General features: G+C 42.2%; 16 protein-coding genes, 1 rRNA gene and 2 riboswitches (1 of these 19 only partly in view). Of the genes, 16 read left to right on the plus strand and 1 reads right to left on the minus strand.

Translation table 11 applies throughout. From position 1 onward, the window contains the following. Positions 1-1728: a glycine betaine ABC transporter substrate-binding protein gene (locus MHB45_RS26575; protein WP_048689527.1), complete on the plus strand. Its 1728-nt coding sequence runs from the start codon at positions 1-3 to the stop codon at positions 1726-1728. Between the two features lie 63 nt (positions 1729-1791). Here the strand turns inward: MHB45_RS26575 and MHB45_RS26580 are convergent, their stop codons facing one another. Beyond that, positions 1792-1974 (minus strand): hypothetical protein, encoded by a 183-nt coding sequence (locus MHB45_RS26580; RefSeq protein WP_048689530.1) that lies wholly within the window; start codon positions 1972-1974, stop codon positions 1792-1794. A 311-nt stretch (positions 1975-2285) separates the two neighbouring features. On the opposite strand from MHB45_RS26580, the gene MHB45_RS26585 reads away from it, so the two are divergent. The 15 genes from MHB45_RS26585 to MHB45_RS26655 form a co-directional block, all read left to right on the plus strand. After that, positions 2286-3200 (plus strand): nucleoside hydrolase, encoded by a 915-nt coding sequence (locus MHB45_RS26585; protein WP_048689556.1) that lies wholly within the window; start codon positions 2286-2288, stop codon positions 3198-3200. A gap of 514 nt (positions 3201-3714) precedes the next feature. Continuing rightward, positions 3715-4005, plus strand: a complete 291-nt coding sequence (locus MHB45_RS26590) for a WXG100 family type VII secretion target (protein WP_034306171.1) — start codon at positions 3715-3717, stop codon at positions 4003-4005. A gap of 95 nt (positions 4006-4100) precedes the next feature. Beyond that, complete coding sequence (locus MHB45_RS26595; RefSeq protein ID WP_048689559.1) at positions 4101-4340, plus strand: EsaB/YukD family protein; 240 nt, start codon at positions 4101-4103, stop codon at positions 4338-4340. 70 nt (positions 4341-4410) lie between these two features. Further along, positions 4411-5754 (plus strand): type VII secretion protein EssB, encoded by a 1344-nt coding sequence (gene essB, locus MHB45_RS26600; RefSeq protein WP_053087473.1) that lies wholly within the window; start codon positions 4411-4413, stop codon positions 5752-5754. Between the two features lie 30 nt (positions 5755-5784). Then, positions 5785-10266: a type VII secretion protein EssC gene (essC, locus tag MHB45_RS26605; protein WP_048689533.1), complete on the plus strand. Its 4482-nt coding sequence runs from the start codon at positions 5785-5787 to the stop codon at positions 10264-10266. After that, complete coding sequence (esaA, locus tag MHB45_RS26610) at positions 10259-13186, plus strand: type VII secretion protein EsaA (RefSeq protein ID WP_161922021.1); 2928 nt, start codon at positions 10259-10261, stop codon at positions 13184-13186. The genes essC and esaA overlap by 8 nt, the downstream gene beginning before the upstream one ends. Further along, positions 13173-13655, plus strand: coding sequence for a type VII secretion protein EssA (gene essA, locus MHB45_RS26615; protein WP_081088798.1), 483 nt, complete (start codon positions 13173-13175; stop codon positions 13653-13655). Before esaA ends, essA begins: the two co-directional genes overlap by 14 nt. Before the next feature lie 818 nt (positions 13656-14473). After that, complete coding sequence (locus tag MHB45_RS26620; protein ID WP_048689542.1) at positions 14474-15430, plus strand: AAA family ATPase; 957 nt, start codon at positions 14474-14476, stop codon at positions 15428-15430. Between the two features lie 38 nt (positions 15431-15468). Further along, positions 15469-16623, plus strand: coding sequence for a DUF58 domain-containing protein (locus tag MHB45_RS26625; RefSeq protein WP_072273877.1), 1155 nt, complete (start codon positions 15469-15471; stop codon positions 16621-16623). Further along, entirely contained in the window at positions 16620-18821 is a 2202-nt protein-coding gene (locus MHB45_RS26630) for a DUF4129 domain-containing transglutaminase family protein (RefSeq protein ID WP_072273876.1), read from the plus strand. The genes MHB45_RS26625 and MHB45_RS26630 overlap by 4 nt, the downstream gene beginning before the upstream one ends. A gap of 36 nt (positions 18822-18857) precedes the next feature. Next, positions 18858-18959: riboswitch (purine riboswitch) on the plus strand. Between the two features lie 141 nt (positions 18960-19100). Then, entirely contained in the window at positions 19101-20657 is a 1557-nt protein-coding gene (guaA, locus tag MHB45_RS26635) for a glutamine-hydrolyzing GMP synthase (protein ID WP_048689550.1), read from the plus strand. Positions 20658-20881: 224 nt separating this feature from the next. Continuing rightward, a riboswitch (purine riboswitch) is annotated at positions 20882-20983 on the plus strand. A gap of 104 nt (positions 20984-21087) precedes the next feature. Continuing rightward, positions 21088-22419, plus strand: a complete 1332-nt coding sequence (locus MHB45_RS26640) for an NCS2 family permease (RefSeq protein ID WP_034306155.1) — start codon at positions 21088-21090, stop codon at positions 22417-22419. Between the two features lie 153 nt (positions 22420-22572). Continuing rightward, complete coding sequence (gene glcT / locus MHB45_RS26645; protein ID WP_034306152.1) at positions 22573-23415, plus strand: glucose PTS transporter transcription antiterminator GlcT; 843 nt, start codon at positions 22573-22575, stop codon at positions 23413-23415. 213 nt (positions 23416-23628) lie between these two features. Continuing rightward, positions 23629-25698 (plus strand): glucose-specific PTS transporter subunit IIBC, encoded by a 2070-nt coding sequence (ptsG, locus tag MHB45_RS26650; RefSeq protein WP_048689553.1) that lies wholly within the window; start codon positions 23629-23631, stop codon positions 25696-25698. Positions 25699-26070: 372 nt separating this feature from the next. Beyond that, a 16S ribosomal RNA gene (locus MHB45_RS26655) occupies positions 26071-26780 on the plus strand (it continues 841 nt past the right edge of the window).

Below are 26780 nucleotides of genomic sequence, written 5' to 3' on the forward strand. Positions count from 1 at the left end.
ATGAATATGCCGAAAATCCCACTAGGAGCTTGGGTCGATTCTTTAGTGGATTGGATAACTATTGTATTTGCTGGATTATTTACACTTATTACGAATGTGATCGAGGGACTACTGGATATCCTGGTCGATGTAATGAGTGCAGGACCTTCGATCATTTTAATCATCGTCCTGACCCTTCTGGTCACCTATACAAGCAGATGGCCATTAGGATTATTTACATTAATTAGCTTACTATTGATCGATAATCTTGGTTATTGGGAATCAAGCATCCAAACACTGGCAATCGTTATATTGTCAGGAGTCTTAACGATAGTGATCGGGATACCGATCGGAATATGGTGTGCCCAAAATAACACGGTACGTAAGATCGTTACCCCGATCTTGGATTTCATGCAAACGATGCCTGCATTCGTTTATTTGATTCCTTCCATTTTATTCTTTGGAATAGGGGTAGTGCCTGGAATCATCGCGTCCTTCATTTTCGCGATTGCACCGACAATCCGAATGACCAATCTTGGGATTCAGGAAGTGCCTAATGATTTGATCGAAGCATCGGATGCTTTTGGTTCAACCAGCAGCCAAAAGTTATTCAAGGTACAAATACCGTTGGCCACTCCTACGATTATGGCAGGAGTTAACCAAAGCATCATGCTGGCACTATCCATGGTAGTTACAGCTTCATTGGTTGGAGCACCCGGACTTGGGGCGGATGTCTACCGGGCTGTCAGCCAAATTAATGTTGGGCAAGGATTTGAAGCAGGATTATCCATCGTAATCATTGCAATCATACTCGATCGTATCACGCAAAACCTTCGTAAACCAGCTTACGAGCATGTCGTAAGCAGGAAAATCATTTTTACAATATTGGCCTTACTAGTTGTGGGTACTGCGCTATTCGGTACTTTTACAAAAGATACGGCTGTGACCGGGGATAAAAATAGTTTTGCTGCCAAAGCCGATTATGAAATCATCGGTATTGAACCTGGAGCAGGATTGATGAAGTTGACTAAAACGGCTATAGATGATTATAAACTGGATGATTGGAAGTTGGTTGAAGGGTCTTCGGCGGCAATGGTTGCTGAATTGAAAAAAGCAATCGATAAAAAAGAACCAATCGTCGTTACAGGATGGTCACCGCATTGGATGTTCTCGAAATATGACTTGAAATATCTTGAAGACCCGAATGAATCCTTTGGCGGGGCTGAAAATATTAATTCGATTGCCAGAAAAGGACTTGAACAGGATGCCCCTGGCGCTTATAAAATCCTTGATCAATTCTTCTGGGATACTAAAGATATGGAAAATGTAATGGTCCAAGTTTCTGAAGGGATGTCTCCTTCAGAAGCAGCAGAAAAATGGATAAAGGAAAATCAGGACAAAGTATCCAAATGGACCCAAGGTGCACAAACAGGAAATGGTGAAAAAATCAAACTGGTTTATGTTGCCTGGGACACTGAAATTGCCAGCACAAATGTGATTGGCAAGGTTCTGGAGCAGAATGGTTATGATGTAACATTAAGTCAAGTTGAAGTGGGACCAATGTTTGCCGGCGTTGCAAACGGAAGTGCGGACGCCATGGTGGCCGCATGGCTCCCGGGAACACATCTTGAATACTATAATAAGTACAAAGCTGAAATGGTTGACCTTGGACCAAACTTAAAAGGAACAAAGAATGGTCTGGTCGTACCGGATTACGTCGATATTGATTCGATTGAAGACTTAAAATAAGAAAGAAGAGGGAATTCCAGTAATGGAATTCCTCTTTTTTAAGTTTATATGGGCCGCTGGGAATCAATGGATGGAAACGAATTTATTCCTCAATTCCTCTTCCGTTACTTCGATCTTTCCTTTCAAATCTTCTGCCAGTAATACATAACTTTTCACGCCAATGAATTCAGAATGCGATATTAAAAAGAATTTTGTTCCTTTTTTATACGCAGATGGAACATCTTCAATCAACTTAAACATTTTCATCCTTTTTCCACCTTGGATATCATAAATTCGTAACGCATGTATTCATAACTAATTCGTGGTACAACTTCTTCTTTTCACTTTTTATATCATTGATATTTATGGGCGGTCAACTATTTTTACAGGTAGATACAAGTACCGCCTGTACTTGTCATTTGTTTGTGAATTATGAGTATTCCTAACTTTCTGTGGAACTGGGCTATCGTTGAATGTTAAAATTCAGTTGGAAAACAGTGTTTCTTTATACATAAGGAAGAGATAAGAGAAGCAATGAGTTGTTAAAGCAAAAAGTGATTTTGGAAGGTGTGGAAAAATTGAAACCAATCATATTTGATGTAGATACGGGGATAGATGATGCCATGGCGATGGCATATGCTCTAAATTCCCCTGAATTGGAAGTGCTCGGATTCACCACTTGCTTTGGTAACGTGCCCGTTGTTGATTCGACCCGTAATACACTTGCCGTCTTGGAGAAATTAAATAGGCGCATACCGGTATATGAAGGTGCTGACCAAACTTTGGTACGCGGAAGGAAGAAGCGGTATCCCAAGCATGTTCATGGGGAAGACGGGTTAGGAAATACCCTTCGGTTTGAACCAACCATCAAAGCATCAAAAGGAAATGCAGCAGATTTCATTATCGATCAAGTGCAAAGCCGACCGCATGAAATTACGGTCATTGCAGTTGGGCCACTGACTAACATCGCATTGGCGATCAATAAAGCGCCGATGATCATGTCGCTTGTAAAAGAGGTCGTAATTATGGGCGGTGCCGTAAACGTACCAGGAAATGTAACCCCTTATGCTGAAGCGAACATAATATCAGATCCAGAAGCGGCCCATCAGGTATTGACTTCAGGACTGCCGATCACCCTAGTGGGGCTTGATGTGACCCTGCAAACATACCTACTGAAATCGAAGCTTGATGATTGGCGTGCCACTGGTAAGGAAAGCGCCGAATTTTTAGCCGAAATGACCGATTATTATATGAAAGCATATGAAAACTCCCATCCAGGTTTGGGTGGTTGCGCCCTTCATGATCCGCTTGCAGTCGGGGTTGCGATTGATTCAAGTTTTGTCAGGACAGAATGGATGAACGTCAAGGTGGTGACCGAGGGTGAAGAAGCAGGCAGGACAATCGGTCAAAAGGATGGCGAACCTAGAATCCGTGTCTGTACGAATGTGGAAAGTGAGCGGTTTTTGAAACATTTTTTGGAACGGGTTATATGACTAAGCTACGTAATTGAATCATTGGCAAGAGCTGGCCTGTTTCTGTTGGATATATCGATTCTCGCTATATGACAAGGATTCCTGTCAGAATAAAGTTGAAAATAGCATGGTACAAATGGTCTTCCATTCATTCTGATGTCCTTTTGTAAATGATTTATATTCGATCAATAAATAAAAATTGCTTTTCAGAGTTTAATCAAACGTTTGATTAATTTCGTAGAAAAGAAAGTCGAAAGTCACTATTATTATGGTGAAAACCATATTAATGGATAACGGTTCAGAAATATTGGGTATAAGGTACTTTTTTTACCATAAAAAAGTAAAATATTAAAAATTAATTAAAAAATGGGTTTAAAGGTTTGGGAAAACAGGTAGATAGACTTCCATAATGCCATATTTAGGTTTTTTTGCATAATTATAATTTACCATTTTTCGACTTTGCGCTTATTTATATGGCAGAAAATGTATGGTTCTATTAAAATGTACTATATAAGATAAAAGGAGGATTTTTTCTATGTCACAAATTCGCGTAACACCTTCAGAACTGAAAGATGTAGCTAGACAATATGATAATGAGAGCCAACAAGTAACGGATATGATTGGTCGTTTAGATAGAATGAGAGATCATTTAACTGGTATTTGGGAAGGTTCCTCCAGTGAGGCTTTCGTAGGTCAGTACGAAGAATTAAAGCCTTCATTCATGGATATGGCTCGCTTGTTGAATGAAGTTTCTCAACAATTGAATAAATCAGCTCAAATCCTTGAAGACACAGATAATCAGATTGCTAGTCAAATTCGCGGATGATCATTAGGTAAATGAGAAAAAGAATTTCTAGGAAAAAGCGCCGCGACTCTTTTTGAAGATCGTGGTGCTTTTTTGCTTTAAAAGAGGTGGTTTCCATATATATTCAACTAACGATCGATTTAAACAGGTATACAGGGGAAGTATTTGATTTGCAAGTGTCGAATTACCGCTCCATCAAGAAGGTTGTGGAGATAATATGGCAGGTAAAGGATATTGCCAGTGCACCTAAAGAAGGCTATTGGGTGCGGGTTCAGAATAAAGAGTTCGTATGTGCAGGTTATGAAACCCTGCTTGATAGCGGAATTACGACGGGGGACCGCCTTGAGATCCTCTAATGGATAGGTGTGGACTCTTTATAGGAAAAAAGTCTAAAGCCCTTTAGCAGGGGTAAAGGAGTTACATAAAATGGATGAGAAACCATATCTGGAGAAAAAAACAGAAGCTGCAATGATGAAGGATGATAAGGGGCATTCGTTCGTTTTCCAACGGGCAAAACTATCGATGCAGGACCCACTGGAATTACAGCTTATTCATGAAGCGGATGATGCTCTCCAGAAACATATAGAAGTGACAGAGGACGAGGTGAAGATCAGAGTAAATCCACCAGCCTCTTTTTTGGTTTTTTCCAAAGCTAAAGATAAAAATCCATTGAGTAAATGGTTATCGTCTTATCAAATCCTGAAGAAAATAAGGAATCATGAATTGAATCGCCTGCAACTAGTCGTCTGTCCGGAAAATATCGTTTTTGATTCAAGCTTGACCCCATATTTCCTGCATTATGGCGTAAAAGACAGTTTGCCTCCTTATGAGCATAATCGAGATGAGTTATTTAAAGAAACGAAGGCAACGATTTCGGCGCTTGTGGATGGGCAGCATACATTCGAAGAGTATCTGCTTTACCATAAAACACTGAAACTATCGAACGAATCACAAAGTATATTGTCATCGGGGACTTGGGATGAACTTTCCACGGTCATTCAAAACCGGATAGAAGCTTTAGAGAAGGAAGAAAAGGCATTTGTACATATCCCTGAAAAGAAATGGAAAACGGGCCGTTATACACTTTGGGGTACGGTGATCGTTCTCTTGCCACTTCTATTGTTTACGATTTACACACTATTCTTCTCACACCCTAAGCAGGAAGCATATGTAGAAAGCGGTGAAAGCTTCTTAAAACAAAAATACAGTGAAGTCATTGACCGTTTGGAAAACTACGATCCGAAAAAGATGCCGTATGTCGTTCAATATGAACTGGCGAAGTCCTACGTCTCTTATGAACCATTGGAGGGAGTAGCCAGGAAAAATGTGGAAAATGCAATCACGTTGCAAACGGATAGTCAGTATCTCCTATATTGGATTTATATAGGCAGGGGCATGAGCGAGGAAGCGATCGATTTGGCGAGAATCATGGAGGATCGCGAATTGATTATGTATGGGCTGGTAAACCAGAAAGAACAGATTAAGTTGGACGATAGCCTATCTGGGGAAGAAAAGGAAACGCAAATTAAAGAAGTCGATACTGAGCTGTCCCAATATGAAAAGGAAAAAAAGGAATTGGATAAGCAAATGGAGGAACAGCAAGGTCAGAACCCTGCTGCAACAGATTCGAATGTAGAGGATAAAGGCGCAGCGGAAGCAAAACCTGCTGTAAAAGAAGAAGCGGAAAACGAACCTGCTTCTGGGGGAAAAGAAGAAAGTAAGGATTCCTCCAAAAAATCAACTGAAGAAATAGAGAAAAGCAAAGAGTGAGCAATGGGCCTTTTGCGGAGGTGAGATTTAATGAGTTTATTATGGATTTATTCTAGTGGGACCTACCAATCCTTTACGATCAAGGATAATCATAACGGTCCAATTTCGATTGGGCCATCAAAACAGGATACGATCACCGTTTATTCCATTCCTTTTGAACAAGGTCCTATCAAGCTGAAAAAACATGAGGGACTTGATGAATATGAGGTGTTTAGAGAGGGCAAGAAGCTTGGCGATGTAATGCCATTCCATAGCTTCACCTTTCAAGAAGGAGAAGAAACGGTCGAGATTTTTTATACGTCAGGGGAATTGGAAGAAAGCCTCTATTATATAGGCAACTTGAAAGAAATCACTTTATCGGACAAGGCGGGAGCGACCATTCGTAAAGAAGGGCCCGTTTCCGGCAATGACTTTTCCCTTGTGCTGCATAAAGGGAAGTGGCACCTCATGCCAGAGGGAAATGGCAGGATATTCCTGAATGGTGAAAGGGTAACGAAGGCTGTTCCCATCCAAAATGGTGATCTGGTTTGCTGGCCGCATATGGTGCTGAGGTTGATTGAAGGCGACTTATTGATGATTCATAGCGCCGAAAGTTATGAAACATCATTAGCTAAAATGAAGAAGCCAATTTCTGAAATGAAAAAAAACTATCCACAGTATCGCCGGACACCAAGGATGATCTACGAATTGCCGGATGAGAAAGTGACGATATCTTTTCCGAGCCAAGAAGCGGAAGATAATAATAGAGGGTTATGGTTAATCCTTATGCCGCCCTTAATGATGCTGATCGTCATGGGGGTCATCACGGTCATTCAGCCGCGGGGCATTTTCATCATCATATCGATTGTGATGTTCACGACGACTTTGGTTACCTCGACGGTACAATACTTTAAAGACAAAAAGAAGCAAAAATTAAGAGAAGAAAAACGCCAACGTGTATATACCAGGTATCTAGAGCAGAAGAGGGAAGAACTTCAAGAGCTGTCTGAAAAACAAAAGAATGTGCTGTTCTATCATTACCCCTCCTTTGAAAGGATGAAGCTTCTAACTGATGGTATTAGCGATCGTATATGGGAACGAACTCTGGAAAGTGAAGATGCTCTGCACTTTAAGATCGGAACGGCGACCATACCCTCAAGTTATCAGGTGTCGGTAAATAGCAGCGATATGTCCAATCGGGATATAGATGATTTACTTGAGCAGTCGCAGGAACTTGTGGATGTGTACAAAAACTTGGAAGATCTTCCGTTATCGATCGATTTATCAAACGGATCGATGGGCCTGGTCGGAAAGGAATCGATTGTTAAACGGGAGCTGCAGCAATTGATTGGGCAACTGGCCTTTTTTCACAGTTATCATGATGTTCGATTTGTCGCCATCTTTCCGGAAAAGGATTATCAGGAATGGGAATGGATGAAATGGCTCCCTCATTTTCAATTGCCGCATGCCTATGCAAAAGGATTCATATATAATGAGCAATCACGTGACCAGCTGCTGACCTCGATTTATCAGCTATTGAGGGAAAGAGATTTGGATGAGAACAAAGGGAAAGTGAGATTCACTCCCCACTTTGTCTTTATTGTCACGGATCGTAATTTAATTGCTGAGCATGTCATATTGGAATATTTAGAAGGCAAAACGGACGATTTAGGCATCTCGACGATTTTTGCAGCGGATGCAAAAGAAAGTTTGACGGAAAATGTCCATACGCTTGTTAAGTACATTAATGATTTTGAGGGTGAGATTCTCATCCAGCAAACGAAGGCCGTTCATACTCCTTTTAAACTTGATGCACATTCAAAAGAAGGAAATGAGCGTTATGCACGTACGCTCCGTTCATTAGATCATCAAAAAGGCATGAACAATTCCATACCAGAAACGGTTTCATTCCTTGAATTATTGAAAGCTCGTGAAGTGGAAGATCTGCCCATCAGCCAAAACTGGCGGACCAATCTGTCTTCCAAATCCTTGGCAGTTCCGATTGGATTGAAAGGGAAAACGGATAGGGTTGAATTGAACTTGCATGAAAAGGCGCATGGCCCCCATGGATTGGTTGCCGGAACGACAGGATCGGGGAAAAGTGAATTACTGCAAACCTACATCCTATCATTAGCCGTTCATTATCATCCACATGAAGTTGCCTTTTTGCTAATTGATTATAAAGGCGGTGGAATGGCACAGCCATTTAGGCAGATTCCGCACCTGCTGGGAGTCATTACGAATATTGAGGGAAGCAAGAACTTCAGTGCCAGGGCACTAGCATCCATCAATAGTGAATTGAAGAAACGCCAGCGCATGTTTGATCGATACGAAGTCAATCATATCAACGATTACACGGACTTATACAAAGAAGGCAAAGCGGATGAACCGTTACCGCACCTATTTTTGATATCAGATGAGTTTGCGGAACTTAAAAACGAAGAACCCGATTTCATCCGCGAATTAGTGAGTACGGCGCGAATTGGACGGAGCTTGGGAGTTCATTTAATTCTTGCTACACAAAAGCCGGGCGGTGTAATTGATAACCAGATTTGGAGCAATGCCCGTTTTAAAATTTCCTTGAAAGTGCAGGATGCCAGTGATAGTAAGGAAATTCTTAAAAATAGCGATGCGGCAAATATTACTGTCACCGGACGGGGATATTTGCAGGTAGGAAATAACGAGGTTTATGAATTGTTCCAGTCTGCTTGGAGCGGTGCCCCATATTTAGAGGATACGGTTGGATCTGAGGATGAAGTGGCACTTGTCACGGACCTCGGCCTTGTTCAAATCTCAAATGTATCGGAACAGGTCACTAATAAGAGGAAAGAAAAGATTAGTGAAATTGAAGCCGTGGCGGATCGAATTGTGGCGATACAGGAAGAAATGGAGATTAAGAAGTTGGCAAGCCCATGGCTGCCGCCTCTTTCAGATCGTTTATCAAGAAACCCTGAGAGAAGCCTGACGATGAATCAATTCCACCTGGGAATGAAGGATGAGCCCGAATTACAAAGCCAGACCAATTATGTCTATAACTGGATTGACGATGGGAATATTGGGGTTTTTGGTTCTTCCGGGTACGGCAAGTCAACCACCGTTTTGACACTTCTCTTTAGTTTTGCAGATCAATTCACTCCTGAAGAACTGCATTATTATATTTTCGACTTCGGGAATAGCGCTTTACTGCCAATGCGCCAGCTGCCTCATACTGGGGAATACTTTAGGTTCGATGAGTTAAGGAAAATCGAAAAATTCATGTTATTCATGAAGGCGGAAATGGAAAGGCGTAAGCAGCTTTTTTCAGAAAAGGAGCTTAGTAACATAAAGCTCTATAATGCATTGGTGGAAGATAAATTGCCGATTATTTATATCGTGGTCGACAATTTTGACATAGTGAAGGATGAGATGCAGGATCAGGAAGCCCAATTCGTTCAGTTTGCACGTGATGGACAATCACTTGGAATCTTCATGATTTTAACGGCAACGAGAATCAATGCGATTCGCCAGCCGTTAATGAATAGCCTTAAGACGAAGGTCGTCCATTACTTAATGGACAGTTCGGAAAAATATTCAGTTTTGGGGAGAACCCCTTATGAAAATGAACCTGTTCCTGGCAGGGCGTTGGTGAAAAAGGACCAAACCTATCTCACCCAGATTTACTTACCAGCCGATGGAGCGGATGATATAGCCGTTTTGGAAGAAATGAAACAAGCTGTGGCAGAACATAAGGTTAAATATAAGGAAATGGACAAACCGCCGGCGATTCGGATGTTACCGGCACGTCTTGATTCCAGCAGCTTCAAGAGTTACTGCTCACAAACGATTAAGAAGGATACCATTCCAATCGGGCTTTCAGAGGAAAGCGTTACACCTGTATTCGTGGAGTTGAATTCCAATCCATTCCTGCTTGTCGTAGGACAGTCACGTAAAGGGAAAACGAATGTCCTTAAAGTGCTGCTGGAATCGTTGCTTACACAGGCGGTCGGCGAAATTGGATTATTTGACGGAGTGGATCGCGGCCTATCTTCTTATGCTTTTGAGGAGAAGGTGAGCTATGTGGAAACAAAAGAGCGGATAACCGAATGGCTCGATCATATCACTGGAATATTTGAAGAACGTGAGCGAAGTTATCTTGCGGCATTGGAATTGACACCGATGAAGCAACTGGAATTCCCACCGGTCATATTTGTCATAGATAGCATTTCAAGGATCCAACAAACGATAGACGGCAGGATTCAGGATAGGATCAGCAGTTTGATGAAACAATACAGCCATCTCGGGTTTAGTCTGATTGTCGCTGGAAATGCCAACGACTTCACGAAGGGGTATGATTCGTTGACAACCGAACTGAAACAAGTCAGACAGGCTGTTTTGCTTCTTAAAAAATCGGACCAAAGCTTGTACACCCTCTCCTATTCCAGAAAAGAAGAAGAAATACAGCCGGGTTACGGATACTTTGTGCTGAATGGCCAGGAGTGTAAAATCCAAATTCCGCTAAGTGAAGAAAGAAGGAGAGTGCAAGAGAGTGTCTGAAAAAATAAAACCGATGCTGTTAATCGGTAAAATACTGGTGATCTTAGCGCTGCCAATCTTGTTTTTTTCTTATATTGGCCAAAATCCAATGAAAAAGACGGAAACGGCTTCTCGCGAAATCGCCATAGTAAATGAAGATAATGGGACGGAATTTAACAATAACCCCATTTACATGGGCTCAGAGCTTGTTACTACACTGGACAAGGATTCTGAATATGAGTGGTTTGTGGTAAATAGAAGTACGGCGGAAAGTGGACTTGCAAATGAAAAGTACGATGCAGTCATATATTTTCCATCCGATTTTTCAGAGAATATTTATACGTTCGATGATGAACAGCCTGTCAAGGCGGGGATAAAGTACAAGGTACAACCCAGTTTGAATGCAGAGAACATGGAAAAGGTACAAAAGGAATTAGAGAAAACAAAGAGCAAAATGAATAAGCATATTTCAACACAGTATTGGAGCTATGTTTCCCAATCAGTCGAGGACATCCGTAAGAAGTTCGATAATGTCCTTGCTAAAGAAATCGCTTTTCAAAACACGATGTATGAGTTTTATACTCCAAGCTCGGAAAGTCTTGCAGGCGAAATCAAGCAGCATAAGGACATGCTTGAAGGAGTTTTTGCCGAGACGAAAGATGCTGGCAAAACAAGTACTGAAACAATGGGTGAAATAGGGGACACGAAGACTCAAATGGCTTCATTTGTGAAAGATGTTGTTTCTTTTGAGGAATATCAAAAAGCTCAAAGTATCCTTTTTGAGAAGGCCTCTGCCCAAAATCAACAGCTTGTCATGGAGAGTGTGCAGTCATACGACAAGGTGCTGAATGAGGGGAATAAATCTATACCAGAGATTCAGCAAGGAATGAATACGAAATACAGCCTTAATGATCAAGGCATTAGAGAAAATGTTGGAATCATGCAGCAGAAACTTGATTCCAGCAGTAATGAATTGGAACAATTTTCAACAAGCATGAAAGACAAACAAGTAGAACAAATTACGAAAATCACCCAAGATCAACAAAGCTCGATTGAACAATTGAAACAATCGGAAGAGGCGGGTCTTGATAACCTTCAGTCAACCTTGCTTATGCAAAGAGGAAATCTTGCAAGCAGCTCTGGTGATGGGGAGGATATAGGTGAAGGAACGACGCCTATAGAGGATATTGAAACGGAAACGGGAAAAGGTGAATCAGCTGCTGCACCTGACAAGAAGGACCCGGTTGATGAACTGTCTCTGCAGGTATTGCTGGATCAAATCAATGGGATCAACACGGCACTTGAAAGTTTGGTGCCGGCAGAAGGAAGTGAAGGAGCTGCTGAACAACTCAACATCCTTACAGCGGAACTCCAAACGGAAATCGATAATCTCAGCGGAACGGTAAGCGGCAGAACGGGGAATTATAACCAAGTGATAACGGAGTTTAATACACTGGTAGATTCCTATAATGATCTGCTGGCGCAGTTTACGCAATTACAAGCTGATTATAATGAACTCGGCACGAATTATAAGGATTTAGGCGACCAATGGAAAAAGTCACAGGAAGATATTCAAAAATTACAGGACATCCAGAGTATGACAATCGAAGAGGCCATCGCAGAAATCAAGACTCTCGAACAGTCACTTCTGGAAAAAGTGGGGGGAGAAAGGCGAGCGGTGCTTGTGAAGGCCTTCGAGAATCCTATCACGAATCGGGATTCAACTGCCCTCCTTGCCTATTACGGTTCACTCTCATCTTATGGTGAATTGGCTGAAAGAGTCACCGAAGCAAATGTAGATAAGATATTTGCTGCCAATATAAAAGAATTGGAAAACTTGAAAAATGGGGTTTCCGGAAATGTAGATGAAGAAGCGAAACTCGTTAAAGCCAGTTTAGCAGGAGTCAATGAGAACTTCGGGATGTTCTCGGAATCCATTATGGGTTATATGAAAGAATATGATGCTAACGTTGAAACGGGGCAAAAAGCCACTTTAGCTGAATTGGCTGCAATTTCCGGCAAGGCTCAAGAAGTATCTGCCAATTTGTCGGATGATATGGAAGTTCCTGAGATGGAGGCAGAACCGCCAGTTAACCTTGATGGAGAAATGTTTGTATCACTTCAAGACAATACGGCAACAACTGTCGGCTTCATTTCCGAGCTTGTCAATTCTGTAGCGCAAAGACAGGAAACGGTCACGAAGGATACAGCAGACCTGCAAGCGAAAGTGGGATCCGTGCAGGAAAGGGCCGATCAGCTTAATGATAATTGGTCCCAAAATGTAGACTCAACCGAAAAAATCAAGACGGACGTATATAGCGTCTTGAACAACACTCTAGTCGATGATCAGGAGAACGGGTATGTGTACGAATATTTAGCGAATCCCGTACAAATCAGCGGGGAGGTCCTTCATCAGGAAAAGGTTAATATCCCGCCGATCGTCATGTTGGTGATCATACTCATTTCTGGGATATTGATCGGTTTCTTCCTGCATCATTATGAAACCATTCCAATGATGGTCCATGCGGCCTTGTTTACCTTATTGAATCTGATCGTAGGTTTAATCATCAGCATGTATGGCTTGAAGATCTATCCACTGGGAGATATGCAGGAGATTAAATGGACCGTCTTCACCGTCCTGCTTTTATTCTTCTGTTCAGCGTTTACCCGACTTGCCTTCTCGATTGGGCCGTTTGTCGGTGCTATCCTGGTGATTGGTTTGATCAGTTTCTTTACCATTCCATTATTGGATTTAATCATGCCTAATTTCAATGTAGACCACCCTGTTGCGGACGTATACATGTCCATTCAATTCGGTAATCAGTCGGCATTCATTCCGGCTAGTATCATCTTGATTGTACTGACGCTTATCGCAACGGTCATTCCATATATAGTGAAGCGTCTTGCAGAAAGAAGAGCAATGGCCCATGAAGTGGAATAAATACGTAATGCCTGTCTTGCTCATCCTGTTTTTTAGCCATGCACCTCATGGCGGGGCGGAAGAGGAACCGATGGTGGAGCCCAATGAATATCAAGAAAACGATATTGATATTCAAACGGAGTATTTCCATGAAGAAGGATTGTTGGAACAGAAGCGGAAACTGCCTGAAGAACAAAGAGACCTCACTTTTGAAAGAGGGAAATATGATGCCATTGACTCGGTGAAGGACTCACTGTTTCAGTCTCCTGTAATGGAGAATCAAAATAATACCATCGCTTCAAAATCAGAACAGCTTGGATTATTCTCGGAGGTCCGCATTCAAACGAGAAACGAAGAAGAAACAGAGCCTTCGCTTAATTTTGACCTGACGATATTGCTAGGCATCGTTTTGGCACTTTTGGTCGTTTGTTTGTTTTTTATCCTTATCCCGAAAATGGGGAAGCTGAATGGAGAGGTTAAACGAAAATGAAAACAGCCCGATTCCCCTCAGGAATCGGGCTGTTTTAACTACATATCCATAACGGTTTTAATAAGCCCTAAAAGAAGGGCGGCTGCGAAGATCAAAATGAAGAATTTTTTATACATGATCAGTACCTCTTATATCTTAGGAGTGGATTGCATTCATTTTAGCATAAACAAGACAGAATAGAAGTTTACTTAAGAATATACAGATCGGAAGGCCGTGGCTTCATTGCCCTGATGACAGGAGCGGGAAATAATGAAAAGGTGGACGATTTATTGGAGTTTGCCTGCCGTTTATTTATGGCTTGTACAATTTGGACGTTGATCTCCGCTCCAGGCACTCGCTTTCCGCGGGCGGTCCGCCCTCGGCTTGCGCCTGCGGGGTCTCCCTAAACGCGCTTTTCCCGGCCAATTCTCTTAACTGCCAAAATTGGAATTTCAAAAGGGTTTCGGAATTTTTTAATTCCGAAACCCTTTTGTCTACAAACTGCGATGCGCCGATTTATTGGCGTATCCTATCAGTTATTTGAACAAGTCAGGATGAACAGTCTGCGAGTTCAACAGCTTCCCCAATCCTTGGTCATGGCGTGATAGGACCTTTTTCAATAAACAAATGGACGTCATCATTGGTTCATATTCACTAAGCAAACAGTTAACCCTGCCTTTTTCAGTAAGCCGCTTTAATATTTTAGAACAAATTCGTTTATGGTTTTCCGATAATCTAGTAAACTTACAATGTAAGGTTCAATTGGGTCTTAATGTAAAATATGTGATATAGAGAAGACATGAAATAATAGTGATAATGTGAATCCCGGGAGGTAGAGAATGATTTATAAGCAGGTCAATCAAAAACTGGAAATGGTTTTGGGGAATATCGAAAAGGTGATTATTGGAAAACGGGATATAGCAGAACTAAGCATCGTGGCACTCCTTTCCGGCGGACATGTCTTATTGGAGGATGTTCCGGGTGTGGGAAAGACAGTCATGGTAAGGGCATTGGCAAAATCAATAGGTGCAAGCTTCAAGCGAATTCAATTCACGCCTGATTTACTTCCTTCGGATGTTACTGGCGTTTCGATCTTCAATCCTAAGGAACAAGAATTCATCTTTAGGCCAGGTCCGATAATGGGCCATATTATTTTAGCTGATGAAATAAACCGGACCTCGCCGAAAACCCAGTCTGCATTGCTTGAAGCGATGGAAGAGGCAAGTGTGACGATTGATGGTGTCACAAGAGGATTGGAGAAGCCCTTTTTCGTAATGGCGACACAAAATCCAATCGAGTACGAGGGAACATATCCGCTGCCGGAGGCTCAATTGGATAGATTCCTATTAAAAATGAAAATGGGCTATCCAGGTGTGGAAGAAGAGATAGAGGTTCTACATAGGGCTCAATACACGGCACCGCTAGAGGAATTGGAATCCGTCATCACCTTGGATGAATTGATAGAATTACAGGCTGAGGTAAAAGCGGTGATAGTGGATGACACAATAAAACGGTACATTGTTGAATTGGCGAATCAAACACGTTCACATGAAGGGGTCTACTTAGGGGTGAGCCCTCGTGGATCGATAGCATTGATGAAGGCAGCCCAGGCTTACGCGCTGATCCAGGGCAGGGACTATGTTCTGCCTGACGATGTTCAATATTTAGTGCCATTCATATTTTCCCATCGGCTTATTTTGAAGCCTGAAGCGAATTATGAGGGCTTCGATGCTGGAATGGTGATACATGAAATTGTAGCGACAACAAAAGTGCCTGTGAAGCGGGCTGTGACCTAATGCGAAGATTCATCAACATTCTAAGGGGAAATATGAGTGTGATCGGACTTGTATTACTCATGACTGTTTCCTTTTGCTATGCAATGTTTCAAGGCGGTTTTGTCAGTTGGTTCATTTTTTATTCATTTTTGCCGTTTTCTGTGTACGCTTTGATCCTGCTGTTTTATCCGCTGCATGATTTTACCGTTGAGAGAAAGGTCAATAAAAGGGAATGCCAGGCTGGTGAATCTGTTGAGATAGCATTGACGTTTACGCGTGAAAACCGGCTGCCCCTATTATTTATGGTGGTAGAGGAGGAATTTCCTCAGGAGATGGAAGATAGGGGACTGCAAAGGAAAATAATTATCTTTCCGGGATTCAAGCGTACCTTCAGCATGTCATATACCTTGGAAAACTTGCAGCGGGGAGAGCATTCGTTTCAATCGATCCGCTTTTGGATTGGGGACTTTTTCGGGCTGGTCGAAAAGGAAGCGATATATAGTTCACCTTTGAAAATAACCGTTTTTCCTCGTTATCACGAGCTTGCCTACAGTGATCTTGATCGAGTGTTCAATCAGGGGGCAGTGGTTTCAACAAAGAAAACACAACGGGAACATTCAGTGGTCTCCGGTGTAAGGGAATATCAGCCAGGCGATCAATTGTCTTGGATTAACTGGAAGGCGACTGCCAGGACGAGTGAAATCATGACGAAGGAATTCGAGGTGCAGAAAAACCGGGATGTATTCATCATGCTTGAAGAAAAGCCTTCTGATTTATTCGAAGAATCCATTGAAATGGCAGCTTCCATTGCCCATGCCATGTTAAAGAAAGGCATGGAAATTGGGTATGTGAGTATGGGGTCGAGGTTAATCATACCGGCAGCAGCAGGCAACAAACAGAAACGAAAGATTTTTTACCGGCTTGCTAAAGAAGAGCCGGGTGTTGTAAACGCATTGAACGAAAATGTCCGGAAGGGAATTCTTCCGGCAAACGCTGCTGTGATATTCATCGTTTCAGACTTAACCTTAGAAAAGGTGGACTTATTGAGTGCTTTCCGGCCTAATCAGGGATTGATGTTATGCGTGAAGAAACAGGCAGATCTTACTGATGAGGAAAGGTTTTCAATGTCTACAGCTGTCTCGAGGGGGATAAAGATTAGCTTTTTTGAACATGGTCATCTAAAGTTTGACAGATCGGAGGTGATGGTGAAATGAATGTCACTACCGAAAAATTGGAAAGGTTCATGCACGTCCTCATGTATGTATTTGGTTTGTTGTTGATTACTGAATGGTTAAGGCCTGTCGATAGACTTACCGATACAGGTAATATCATCATTTTTATCTTATTTTTGCTCTACTCCCTGCTACTGCATTATTTCCGCATACATTGGTCGATCCGATTTATTCTCATTAGTGCTTATATAATGATTTCATTACAGTTCCTCCATTCAAAAGAGGCTTTATATCAATTGTCATGGCTGAAAGGATTTCTAGCGGATTTTAAGGGCAATCTTGGTTTTATATATGATGGGAATTGGGAGTTGATCACAAATCCATTTCGAACGTTTCTATTTTTTGTCCTTCTTTGGCTTGTGACATATTTGATCCATTACTGGGTGATGGTGAGGCAAAGCATCTTTTTCTTTTTTATGTTAACGGTGATTTTTATATCTGTACTCGACACATTCACTCCTTATGCGGGGGATAGTGCAATGATAAGAATCATCATCATCGGGTTTTTGATGCTCGGCTTGCTTTCCCTGCTGCGGCTAACGATACAGGAGAGGATTAAGTTTCCGATGGCTTCCATCAATAAGTGGATCTTGATGCTGACCGGCATGATATTGGTAAGTGTCCTTGTCGGTTTTGCTGCCCCAAAGCTCTCTCCGCAGTGGCCGGACCCGGTGCCTTATATTACTTCCTATTCTGATAAAGCTGTGAAAGAAGACGGTGATTCGAAGCGTAAAAGTGTCGGATATGATGAAGACGATTCGGATCTTGGCGGTTCGATAGAGCCGGATAGTTCCATCGTTTTTTATAATAATGCTCCTGCAGGACATTACTGGAAAGTCGAGAACAAGAATGTTTATACGGGTAAAGGGTGGGTTTCCAAACCGGAAACGGAATTTCACACTTTTTCCAACGGGCAGGATATGGCAACTTTAGATATTTACGACGTTCCTGAATTGGTGAGGACTGAAGAAATGACGGCAAAAGTATCCATGACGGAATCATATTCACATATCCTTCATCCGCAGTCCGGGTATGTAAAAAAGATCGAGGGCAAAAACGGGCAGGATTTCAAATATTATCAGGAGATGGACAAATTTATTTCCGAACAGGGTAATGGCGAACGTCTTTCCATGAAAGAGTATGAACTGGTTTATGATATGCCAAGTTTTGATATAGCCGAGTTAAGGAAGGTGACGGAACCCGACGATTCCATGGATTTATTAATGGAAAAAAACACTCAGCTTCCAGAGGGATTGCCAAACCGGATATTTGAATTGGCCTCCCGGCTTACAAGGAATGAAACGAATTGGTACGATAAAGCAAAAGCCATTGAGGATTATTTTGACGGAGCTGAATTCATTTATTCCAAGGACGATATTCCGTATCCAGAGAGCAATCAAGATTATGTCGATCAATTTTTATTCGAGACACAGATAGGGTATTGCGATAATTTTTCAACTGCCATGGTCGTTTTACTAAGGGCCGCCAATATACCTGCAAGGTGGGTAAAGGGCTATACCGAAGGGGAAAAATCCATCCTTGATGGCGAATCCGTTTATAAAGTGACCAATAATAATGCACATTCCTGGGTCGAGGTTTATTTTTCAGGGATAGGCTGGATTCCCTTCGAGCCGACTAAGGGTTTCAATGGGGAAGTTGAATTTTACGATTCGGAATTGAAACAGGAAGCAATCAAGAACCCTGAAGAAACCCCGACTAATGAAGAGCAAACAAAGAAAGAGACCAGGGAACGCCAGGATACACCAGATAGGGAAACTCAATCCTCCGAGAAAACGGGTTTTGTGAACATGAAAGGGTTCTTAAAATGGACGGCAATCACATTATCAGGTGCATTGATTTTCGCTTCTATCGGTTATTTCCTCAGAAGGAAGTGGATTCCTCATCTGCAGATTCTTCGTTATAGAAAGAAAACCGGTGCTCATTTCTTGACAGCTTATTTAATATTATTGAAACAATTAAAACGGGCTGGTTTAGTCCGGCCGGATGGGCAAACCTTAAGGGAGTACGCCGCCTATGTGGATGCAGTGTACGCTACAGATGAGATGAGTGAATTGACGGCTGGATACGAGTTAATGATATATCGCGGAGACGCGGAAGATGGGGAATGGAAACACTTTCAAAAGGGTTGGGAAAGCTTAATGAGAAAAACTAGCTCTTGACCAGGTTTTTATTATATTGATACAATAACAAAAACTAACTTAAACTAATATATCCTTCATATATCCTCGATAATATGGATCGAAAGTTTCTACCGAATCACCGTAAATGATTTGACTATGAAGGCGGATTTTAACAGGAAAGCTGAAAATCTGCCTTCGTCTGTACTTTTTCTGTATTTTTGAGGGTGGGTTTTTAGTTTTTCTTTTTTTATGATAATATTTTTTATAAGAATTATCACTCGATTTTATGAGTGAATTACATTGATAGAGGTGACGTTTGTGCCGGGGAAAACAGAATTGCAAAAAAACCAGGAAATGATCGTAGTACTTGATTTCGGAAGCCAATATAATCAATTGATCACTCGTCGTATCCGTGAATTTGGTGTGTACAGTGAGCTTCATCCTCATACAATTACTGCAGAAGAAATTGAGAAAATGAACCCGACGGGAATCATCTTCTCAGGGGGCCCGAACAGTGTTTATGATGCAAATGCATTTGGTTGTGATGAACGCATATTCGAAATGGGTCTTCCGATTTTCGGTATTTGTTATGGCATGCAGCTTATGACCAAACATTTTGGCGGTAAGGTGGAGCCAGCGAAGAACCGTGAATACGGAAAAGCGACACTTGCCATCCAAAATGAGTCCAAGTTATTCAGTGACCTGCCAAAAGAACAAATCGTCTGGATGAGCCATGGTGATTTAGTGGTGGAAACGCCTGAAGGTTTCCAAATTGACGGGACGAACCCGTCTTGCCCAATTTCGGCTATGAGTGACGAGTCACGTAAATTGTATGCCGTGCAATTCCATCCAGAAGTCCGTCATTCCGTATACGGTAATGACATTTTGAAAAATTTCGTATTCGGCGTTTGTGGCTGTAAAGGTGACTGGTCAATGGAGAACTTCATTGAAATCGAGATGGAGAAAATCCGCCAAACGGTCGGAGATAAAAAAGTGTTATGCGCTTTGAGCGGCGGGGTGGATTCATCCGTTGTTGCTGTATTGATCCATAAAGCGATTGGCGATCAGCTGACATGTATTTTCGTTGATCATGGATTACTTCGTAAAGGGGAAGCCGAAGGTGTAATGGAAACATTCAGGGAAGGTTTCAATATGAACGTAATCAAGGTCGATGCAAAAGAACGTTTCCTATCGAAGCTTGCTGGCGTTTCAGATCCGGAACAAAAACGGAAAATCATCGGTAACGAGTTCATCTACGTATTCGATGACGAAGCAACGAAGCTCGAAGGAATTGATTTCCTTGCACAGGGTACACTTTACACAGACATTATTGAAAGTGGTACGGCCACTGCACAAACCATTAAATCGCATCACAATGTTGGCGGTCTGCCGGAAGATATGCAATTTAAATTGATTGAGCCTTTGAACACTCTATTCAAGGATGAAGTGCGTGCACTTGGAAGTGAAATGGGCATTCCGGACGAAATCGTTTGGCGTCAACCATTCCCTGGTCCAGGTTTAGGTATTCGTGTATTAGGCGAAATTTCAGATGAAAAACTTGAAATCGTTCGCGAGTCTGACCATATTTTACGTGAAGAAATTAGAAAAAATGGTTTGGAACGCGAAATTTGGCAGTACTTTACGGTGCTTCCTAACATTCGTAGCGTAGGGGTAATGGGCGATGCACGTACGTATGACTATACAATTGGAATCCGTGCGGTTACGTCCATTGACGGAATGACATCCGATTGGGCAAGAATCCCATGGGATGTACTTGAAATCATCTCAACGAGAATCGTTAATGAAGTAAACCATGTAAACCGCGTCGTTTATGACATTACGTCTAAGCCGCCTGCAACGATCGAGTGGGAATAGTAGATTAAAACCATCCAATCAGTGAAGGGATTAACCTTCACTGATTTTTTTGTTAAAATAGTATTTGAATATGTAGATTCCTTACATTTTACGTATGTTGGCGAAGATATTGCCTGAATAATTAAGGAATATATAGCGAAACGCGAACGTTGCCTAAAATTACATAAAAAATATTCGTTTGGTATATTGACGATTATTTTGGTGACTGATACACTATACCTATAATAATAAAAAAACATAATTGTCGTATAATATTGGGGATATGGCCCAAAAGTTTCTACCAAGCTGCCGTGAACGGCTTGACTACGATGTGGAAGGATTGGCGTGTATAAATTAACCGCCACTTCTTTACATGACCGCAGTCAAGCCCCGTTCGTAAGCGAATGGGGCATTTTCTGTTGGCACGATTTTATGATGGGGGAGACTCATAATGAAAAATTATTTTCGGTTTAACGAGCTGGGAACTAATTATCGCCGTGAAATACTTGGTGGACTAACTACTTTCCTTTCAATGGCATATATCCTGGTTGTAAACCCTGTAATGCTGACTTTACAAAGCATCGAGGACTATCCGGATGAATTAAGAATGGACTACGGAGCGGTTTTTGCCGCAACCGCATTGTCAGCCGCAATCGGCTCGATATTAATGGGACTCATAGCCAGATATCCAATCTCGCTCGCGCCGGGTATGGGATTGAATGCTTTCTTCGCTTTTACAGTTGTGCTTGGCTTTGGAATTCCTTGGCAGACGGCTTTAACAGGAGTATTGATTTCAGGTATTATCTTCGTTTTACTTTCCCTATCGGGAATACGTGAAAAAATCATTAATGCAATTCCAGTCGAATTGAAATACGCAGTTGGAGCCGGTATCGGTTTATTCATTACTTTTGTAGGGTTTCAGAATGCTGGTATCATCACGAATGATGACAGCGTTCTTGTCGGACTGGGCGATTTGACATCAGGAAATACTTTATTGGCTGTGTTTGGAATTGTCGTAACCGTCATTTTGATGACGAGAGGCGTCAAAAGCGGCGTGTTCATAGGAATGGTCATTACAGCCATTGCAGGAATGATCTTTGGACAAGTTCCAGTGCCGGACAAAATAATCGGTGCCGTTCCTAGCATAGCGCCTACATTCGGGGTTGCGTTCGATGCCTTTGGAAATCCCGGTGATCTCTTCACTGGTCAAATGTTAATCGTGATACTGACCTTCTTGTTCGTAGCATTCTTTGATACAGCCGGTACGCTGGTGGCTGTCGCGCAACAAGCTGGATTGATGAAGGATAATGTTCTTCCTAGAGTGGGTAAAGGATTGCTTGCAGATTCATTATCCATCGTTTCAGGTGCAATTCTTGGTACATCCACCACGACATCTTATGTAGAGTCCACATCAGGTGTTGCTGCTGGTGCTCGAAGCGGATTTGCGGCTGTAGTGACAGGGTTGCTGTTTGTCCTATCCCTTTTCTTCTTCCCGCTTCTATCAGTGGTGACATCTGCTGTGACTGCGCCGGCATTGGTTATAGTCGGAGTATTAATGGCATCATCACTTAAAAATATTGACTGGCAAAAGTTCGAAATTGCGGTTCCGGCCTTCTTTACGGTCATCATGATGCCTATGACATATTCAATTGCGACAGGTATCGCTTGCGGATTCATCTTCTATCCAATCACTATGTCGATGAAAGGAAGAGCAAAAGAGGTTCATCCGATCATGTGGGGTCTTGGAGTCGTCTTCCTGCTATATTTCATTTTCTTGAAGTAATAATGCAAGTAAGTAAGGGGAGTCCTGATTTCGGGGCTCTTCTTTCATGTTGTAAGAGAAAGCTCATATCGTGTATAGTAAAAGTACTAAGTACTAAGTACTTTATCCTGTATGGGGCATAGGGATGACTTTGAGAAAAAAAGAGGGAGAAAAATGAATGGTTTTATCGTTGAAAAGGTTTTGAACAATAATGTGGTGATTGCCACGCATCCGTCGTATGGAGAAGTCGTTACTATTGGAAAGGGCTTAGGCTTCAACCGAAAGAAAGGCGAAGAGTTGAGTCCGGAACTAGCGGAGAAAACGTTTGTCCTGAAAAATGTTAAGGAACAGGAAAGTTACAAAAAACTCTTGCCGCAAATCGATCAAAATCTTCAAGCAGCCATTATAGAATCCATTCATCTCATTAATGACCGGGTAACCGGAAAGCTAAATGAACATATACATGTCGGTTTAACAGATCATTTATTGTTCGCCCTTCAGCGTGTTTCACAAGGAATGACTATCAAAAACCCATTCTTGAAAGAAACGATAACCCTTTATCCTTTTGAACATGATATTGCTGTCGATGTAGTAGAATTAATTCAAGATAAGACAGGCATAGGCCTGCCCCAAGGGGAAATCGGTTTTATTACGCTTCATATTCATAGCGCAATATCAAATAAAGACTTATCGGAAGTCAATCAGCATTCGCAGTTAATCTATCACCTTATCCAAGTTGTTGAAGAACAGCTCAATGTGAAAATTAATAAGGATAGCATAGACTATTCACGTTTGGTCCGTCATTTAAGATTCATGATAGACAGGGTGCTTGCTGGGGAAAAAGTAGAGGAACCTGAAAAAATAGCAATGCTATTGAAAGAAGAATATCCTTTGTGTTACAATATCTCTTGGAAGCTAATAAAAATTATGCAGCAGAAATTAGGCAAGCCGGTTTGTGATGCGGAAGCTGTCTATCTAACGATGCATATCCAACGATTACAAAAGAAAATTAAATAAACATACATTAACTTACGTGTTACTGATTCGATCAGGCATAAGTGAGGAGAATGATTGTTATGAAAGAGGGTATTATATACCTGAATTTTCATTTCAATCCTATCTTTGCTTATGCCTTTTTTGTATTTGAATTCTGATGCGTGGGAAGATGAATACCATCGTAAATGTAACCGTTTTATTAGCATGGAAAAACAGTAAAGAGGAGGAAAACCTATGTTTAAGAAGTTGTTTGGTGTTTTGCAAAAAATCGGTAAAGCTTTGATGCTTCCTGTAGCCATTTTACCAGCGGCCGGAATTTTGCTTGCGTTTGGTAATGCATTGCAAAACGAAACTTTGTTGGATATCGCCCCGTTTCTTGCGAGTGGCGGAGTGGAAATGGTCGCATCGGTAATGGAGAATGCCGGAAATATTATTTTTGGGAATCTTCCCTTGTTGTTTGCTGTGGGGGTCGCAATTGGGTTAGCTGGTGGAGATGGTGTTGCCGGCCTTGCCGCGATTATCGGTTTCTTGATTATGAATGTAACGATGGGAACTGTTCTTGGCATTGACGCTGCCGACATTGCGAAAAATAGTGCGGTGTATACCAATGTTCTGGGAATCCCGACGTTGGGAACAGGTGTGTTCGGCGGTATTATCGTCGGTGTCATGGCTGCTGTTATGTATAATAAGTTTTATGAAATTGAACTGCCATCTTATTTAGGATTCTTTGCAGGTAAACGTTTTGTACCCATTGTAACAGCTGCAAGCGCAGTTATTCTTGGGTTGCTGATGATTTTGATTTGGCCGACGATTCAATCGGGGTTAAATTCATTTTCCGAAAATATGTTGGGTGCTAACCTGACACTTGGAGCTTTCGTGTTTGGGGTTGTAGAACGTGCGCTGATTCCTTTTGGATTGCATCATATCTTCTATTCTCCATTCTGGTTCGAATTTGGCAGCTATATCCCTCAAGGAGGGGGAACGCCAGTCAGAGGAGACCAGGCCATCTTCATGGCACAAATTAAAGATGGCGTACAGAATTTAACGGCCGGTACCTTCATGACTGGTAAATATCCATTCATGATGTTCGGGTTACCAGCTGCAGCTTTGGCCATTTATCATGAAGCAAGACCGGAAAGAAAGAAAATAGTCGGGGGATTGATGGCTTCTGCAGCACTTACATCATTCTTGACTGGGATTACTGAGCCACTTGAATTTGCATTCTTATTTGTTGCACCGGTACTTTTCGGGATTCACTGTCTGTTTGCCGGTCTATCATTCATGACCATGCATTTACTGGACGTGAAAATCGGGATGACGTTCTCGGGTGGTTTGATCGATTACGTACTGTTTGGTTTAATCAATCCGCAAACCAATGCATGGATTGTTATTCCGGTTGGTTTAGTCCTTGCGGTTATCTATTACTTCGGATTCCGATTTGCGATAAGGAAGTTTAACCTTAAAACTCCTGGTCGTGAAGTGGAAGAGGATGAGGAAACGGAAGGATCTGCTAGTTCTGCTGGAAGTCTGCCAGGGGATATCTTGGATGCCATGGGCGGAAAAGAAAACATCTCTCACTTGGATGCCTGCATTACCCGTCTTCGTGTATCGGTCAATGACATCGGTAACGTTGATAAAAATAGGCTGAAGAAACTTGGTGCCGCTGGAGTTCTGGAAGTGGGCAATAACATCCAGGCTATCTTCGGACCTCGTTCAGAAACGATCAAGGGGCAAATGAAAGATATCATTGATGGAAAAAGGCCTCGTAAAGTAGAAGCGTCTCCTGAAGTAGGTGTGGAAAAGCAAATCGAGGATGTCGTCCCGAAACCTTTACGGACGGATGAAGTTTCCGAGCGCTTTGTTTCTCCTATTAAAGGGGAATTAAAACCGATCACGGAAGTGCCTGATGCCGTTTTTGCTGAAAAAATGATGGGAGATGGATTTGCAATTGTACCTGAGGAAGGGTTGGTTGTTTCTCCTGTGGACGGTACGATCGTTAATTTATTCCCGACTAAACATGCAATAGGTATCGTTTCCGAAGCTGGACGTGAAATCTTGATTCATGTCGGGATAGATACAGTTAAGTTGGAAGGCAAAGGTTTCGAAGCACTTGTCGCTCAAGGAGATAAAGTGACAAGCGGGCAGCCATTGCTTAAAGTTGATATAGAGTATGTCAAAAACAATGCTAGCTCTATCATTACGCCAATCGTCTTTACTAACCTTTCCGAAGGTGAAAGCGTCAAGATTGAAAAGGCCGGAAATGTAGATAGGGAAGAAGCGGACGTAATCTCCATCAATAAATAATGATTAATAAATAACGGGAGGGCGGCTATAATCAGCTGCCCTCCTGTTTAGTTTGGATGATTCATTGGCATGGACCGGCTTCTATAGAAAGAAAGTGGTTCAGTGAAAAAAATGAAGTTAATTTTAAAAGATTAAATTGACTTATCTAAATGCAAGTGCTAATATATTAAATACACCGCTTGAGGCAAACAGGACAAACAAGTAAATGATAACTTGTTGTTGACTTTGTGTTTGGAGGGTGTTATACTAATAAAGTCGCTAAACGAAGCGATGGAAAATATTGCTCTTTGAAAACTGAACAAAACAAAGCGCCAACGTTAAATTTTAAGTGAGCACACACTATCAAAAAAGCGAATGAGCAAGTCAAACATTTCTTCGGAGAGTTTGATCCTGGCTCAGGACGAACGCTGGCGGCGTGCCTAATACATGCAAGTCGAGCGAATCGATGGGAGCTTGCTCCCTGAGATTAGCGGCGGACGGGTGAGTAACACGTGGGCAACCTGCCTATAAGACTGGGATAACTTCGGGAAACCGGAGCTAATACCGGATACGTTCTTCTCTCGCATGAGAGAAGATGGAAAGACGGTTTACGCTGTCACTTATAGATGGGCCCGCGGCGCATTAGCTAGTTGGTGAGGTAATGGCTCACCAAGGCGACGATGCGTAGCCGACCTGAGAGGGTGATCGGCCACACTGGGACTGAGACACGGCCCAGACTCCTACGGGAGGCAGCAGTAGGGAATCTTCCGCAATGGACGAAAGTCTGACGGAGCAACGCCGCGTGAACGAAGAAGGCCTTCGGGTCGTAAAGTTCTGTTGTTAGGGAAGAACAAGTACCAGAGTAACTGCTGGTACCTTGACGGTACCTAACCAGAAAGCCACGGCTAACTACGTGCCAGCAGCCGCGGTAATACGTAGGTGGCAAGCGTTGTCCGGAATTATTGGGCGTAAAGCGCGCGCAGGTGGTTCCTTAAGTCTGATGTGAAAGCCCACGGCTCAACCGTGGAGGGTCATTGGAAACTGGGGAACTTGAGTGCAGAAGAGGAAAGTGGAATTCCAAGTGTAGCGGTGAAATGCGTAGA

This window comes from Peribacillus sp. FSL K6-5616 (genome assembly GCF_038008245.1).
Taxonomy (GTDB): domain Bacteria; phylum Bacillota; class Bacilli; order Bacillales; family DSM-1321; genus Peribacillus; species Peribacillus frigoritolerans.

Coding starts and splice junctions, on each gene's coding strand:
- essB (WP_053087473.1), top strand. CDS start 4,411: ATGGATGAGAAACCATATCTGGAGAAAAAAACAGAAGCTGCAATGATG.
- MHB45_RS26575 (WP_048689527.1), top strand. CDS start 1: ATGAATATGCCGAAAATCCCACTAGGAGCTTGGGTCGATTCTTTAGTG.
- MHB45_RS26590 (WP_034306171.1), top strand. CDS start 3,715: ATGTCACAAATTCGCGTAACACCTTCAGAACTGAAAGATGTAGCTAGA.
- essA (WP_081088798.1), top strand. CDS start 13,173: ATGAAGTGGAATAAATACGTAATGCCTGTCTTGCTCATCCTGTTTTTT.
- MHB45_RS26630 (WP_072273876.1), top strand. CDS start 16,620: ATGAATGTCACTACCGAAAAATTGGAAAGGTTCATGCACGTCCTCATG.
- MHB45_RS26640 (WP_034306155.1), top strand. CDS start 21,088: ATGAAAAATTATTTTCGGTTTAACGAGCTGGGAACTAATTATCGCCGT.
- MHB45_RS26580 (WP_048689530.1), bottom strand. CDS start 1,974: ATGAAAATGTTTAAGTTGATTGAAGATGTTCCATCTGCGTATAAAAAA.
- glcT (WP_034306152.1), top strand. CDS start 22,573: ATGAATGGTTTTATCGTTGAAAAGGTTTTGAACAATAATGTGGTGATT.
- MHB45_RS26620 (WP_048689542.1), top strand. CDS start 14,474: ATGATTTATAAGCAGGTCAATCAAAAACTGGAAATGGTTTTGGGGAAT.
- essC (WP_048689533.1), top strand. CDS start 5,785: ATGAGTTTATTATGGATTTATTCTAGTGGGACCTACCAATCCTTTACG.
- ptsG (WP_048689553.1), top strand. CDS start 23,629: ATGTTTAAGAAGTTGTTTGGTGTTTTGCAAAAAATCGGTAAAGCTTTG.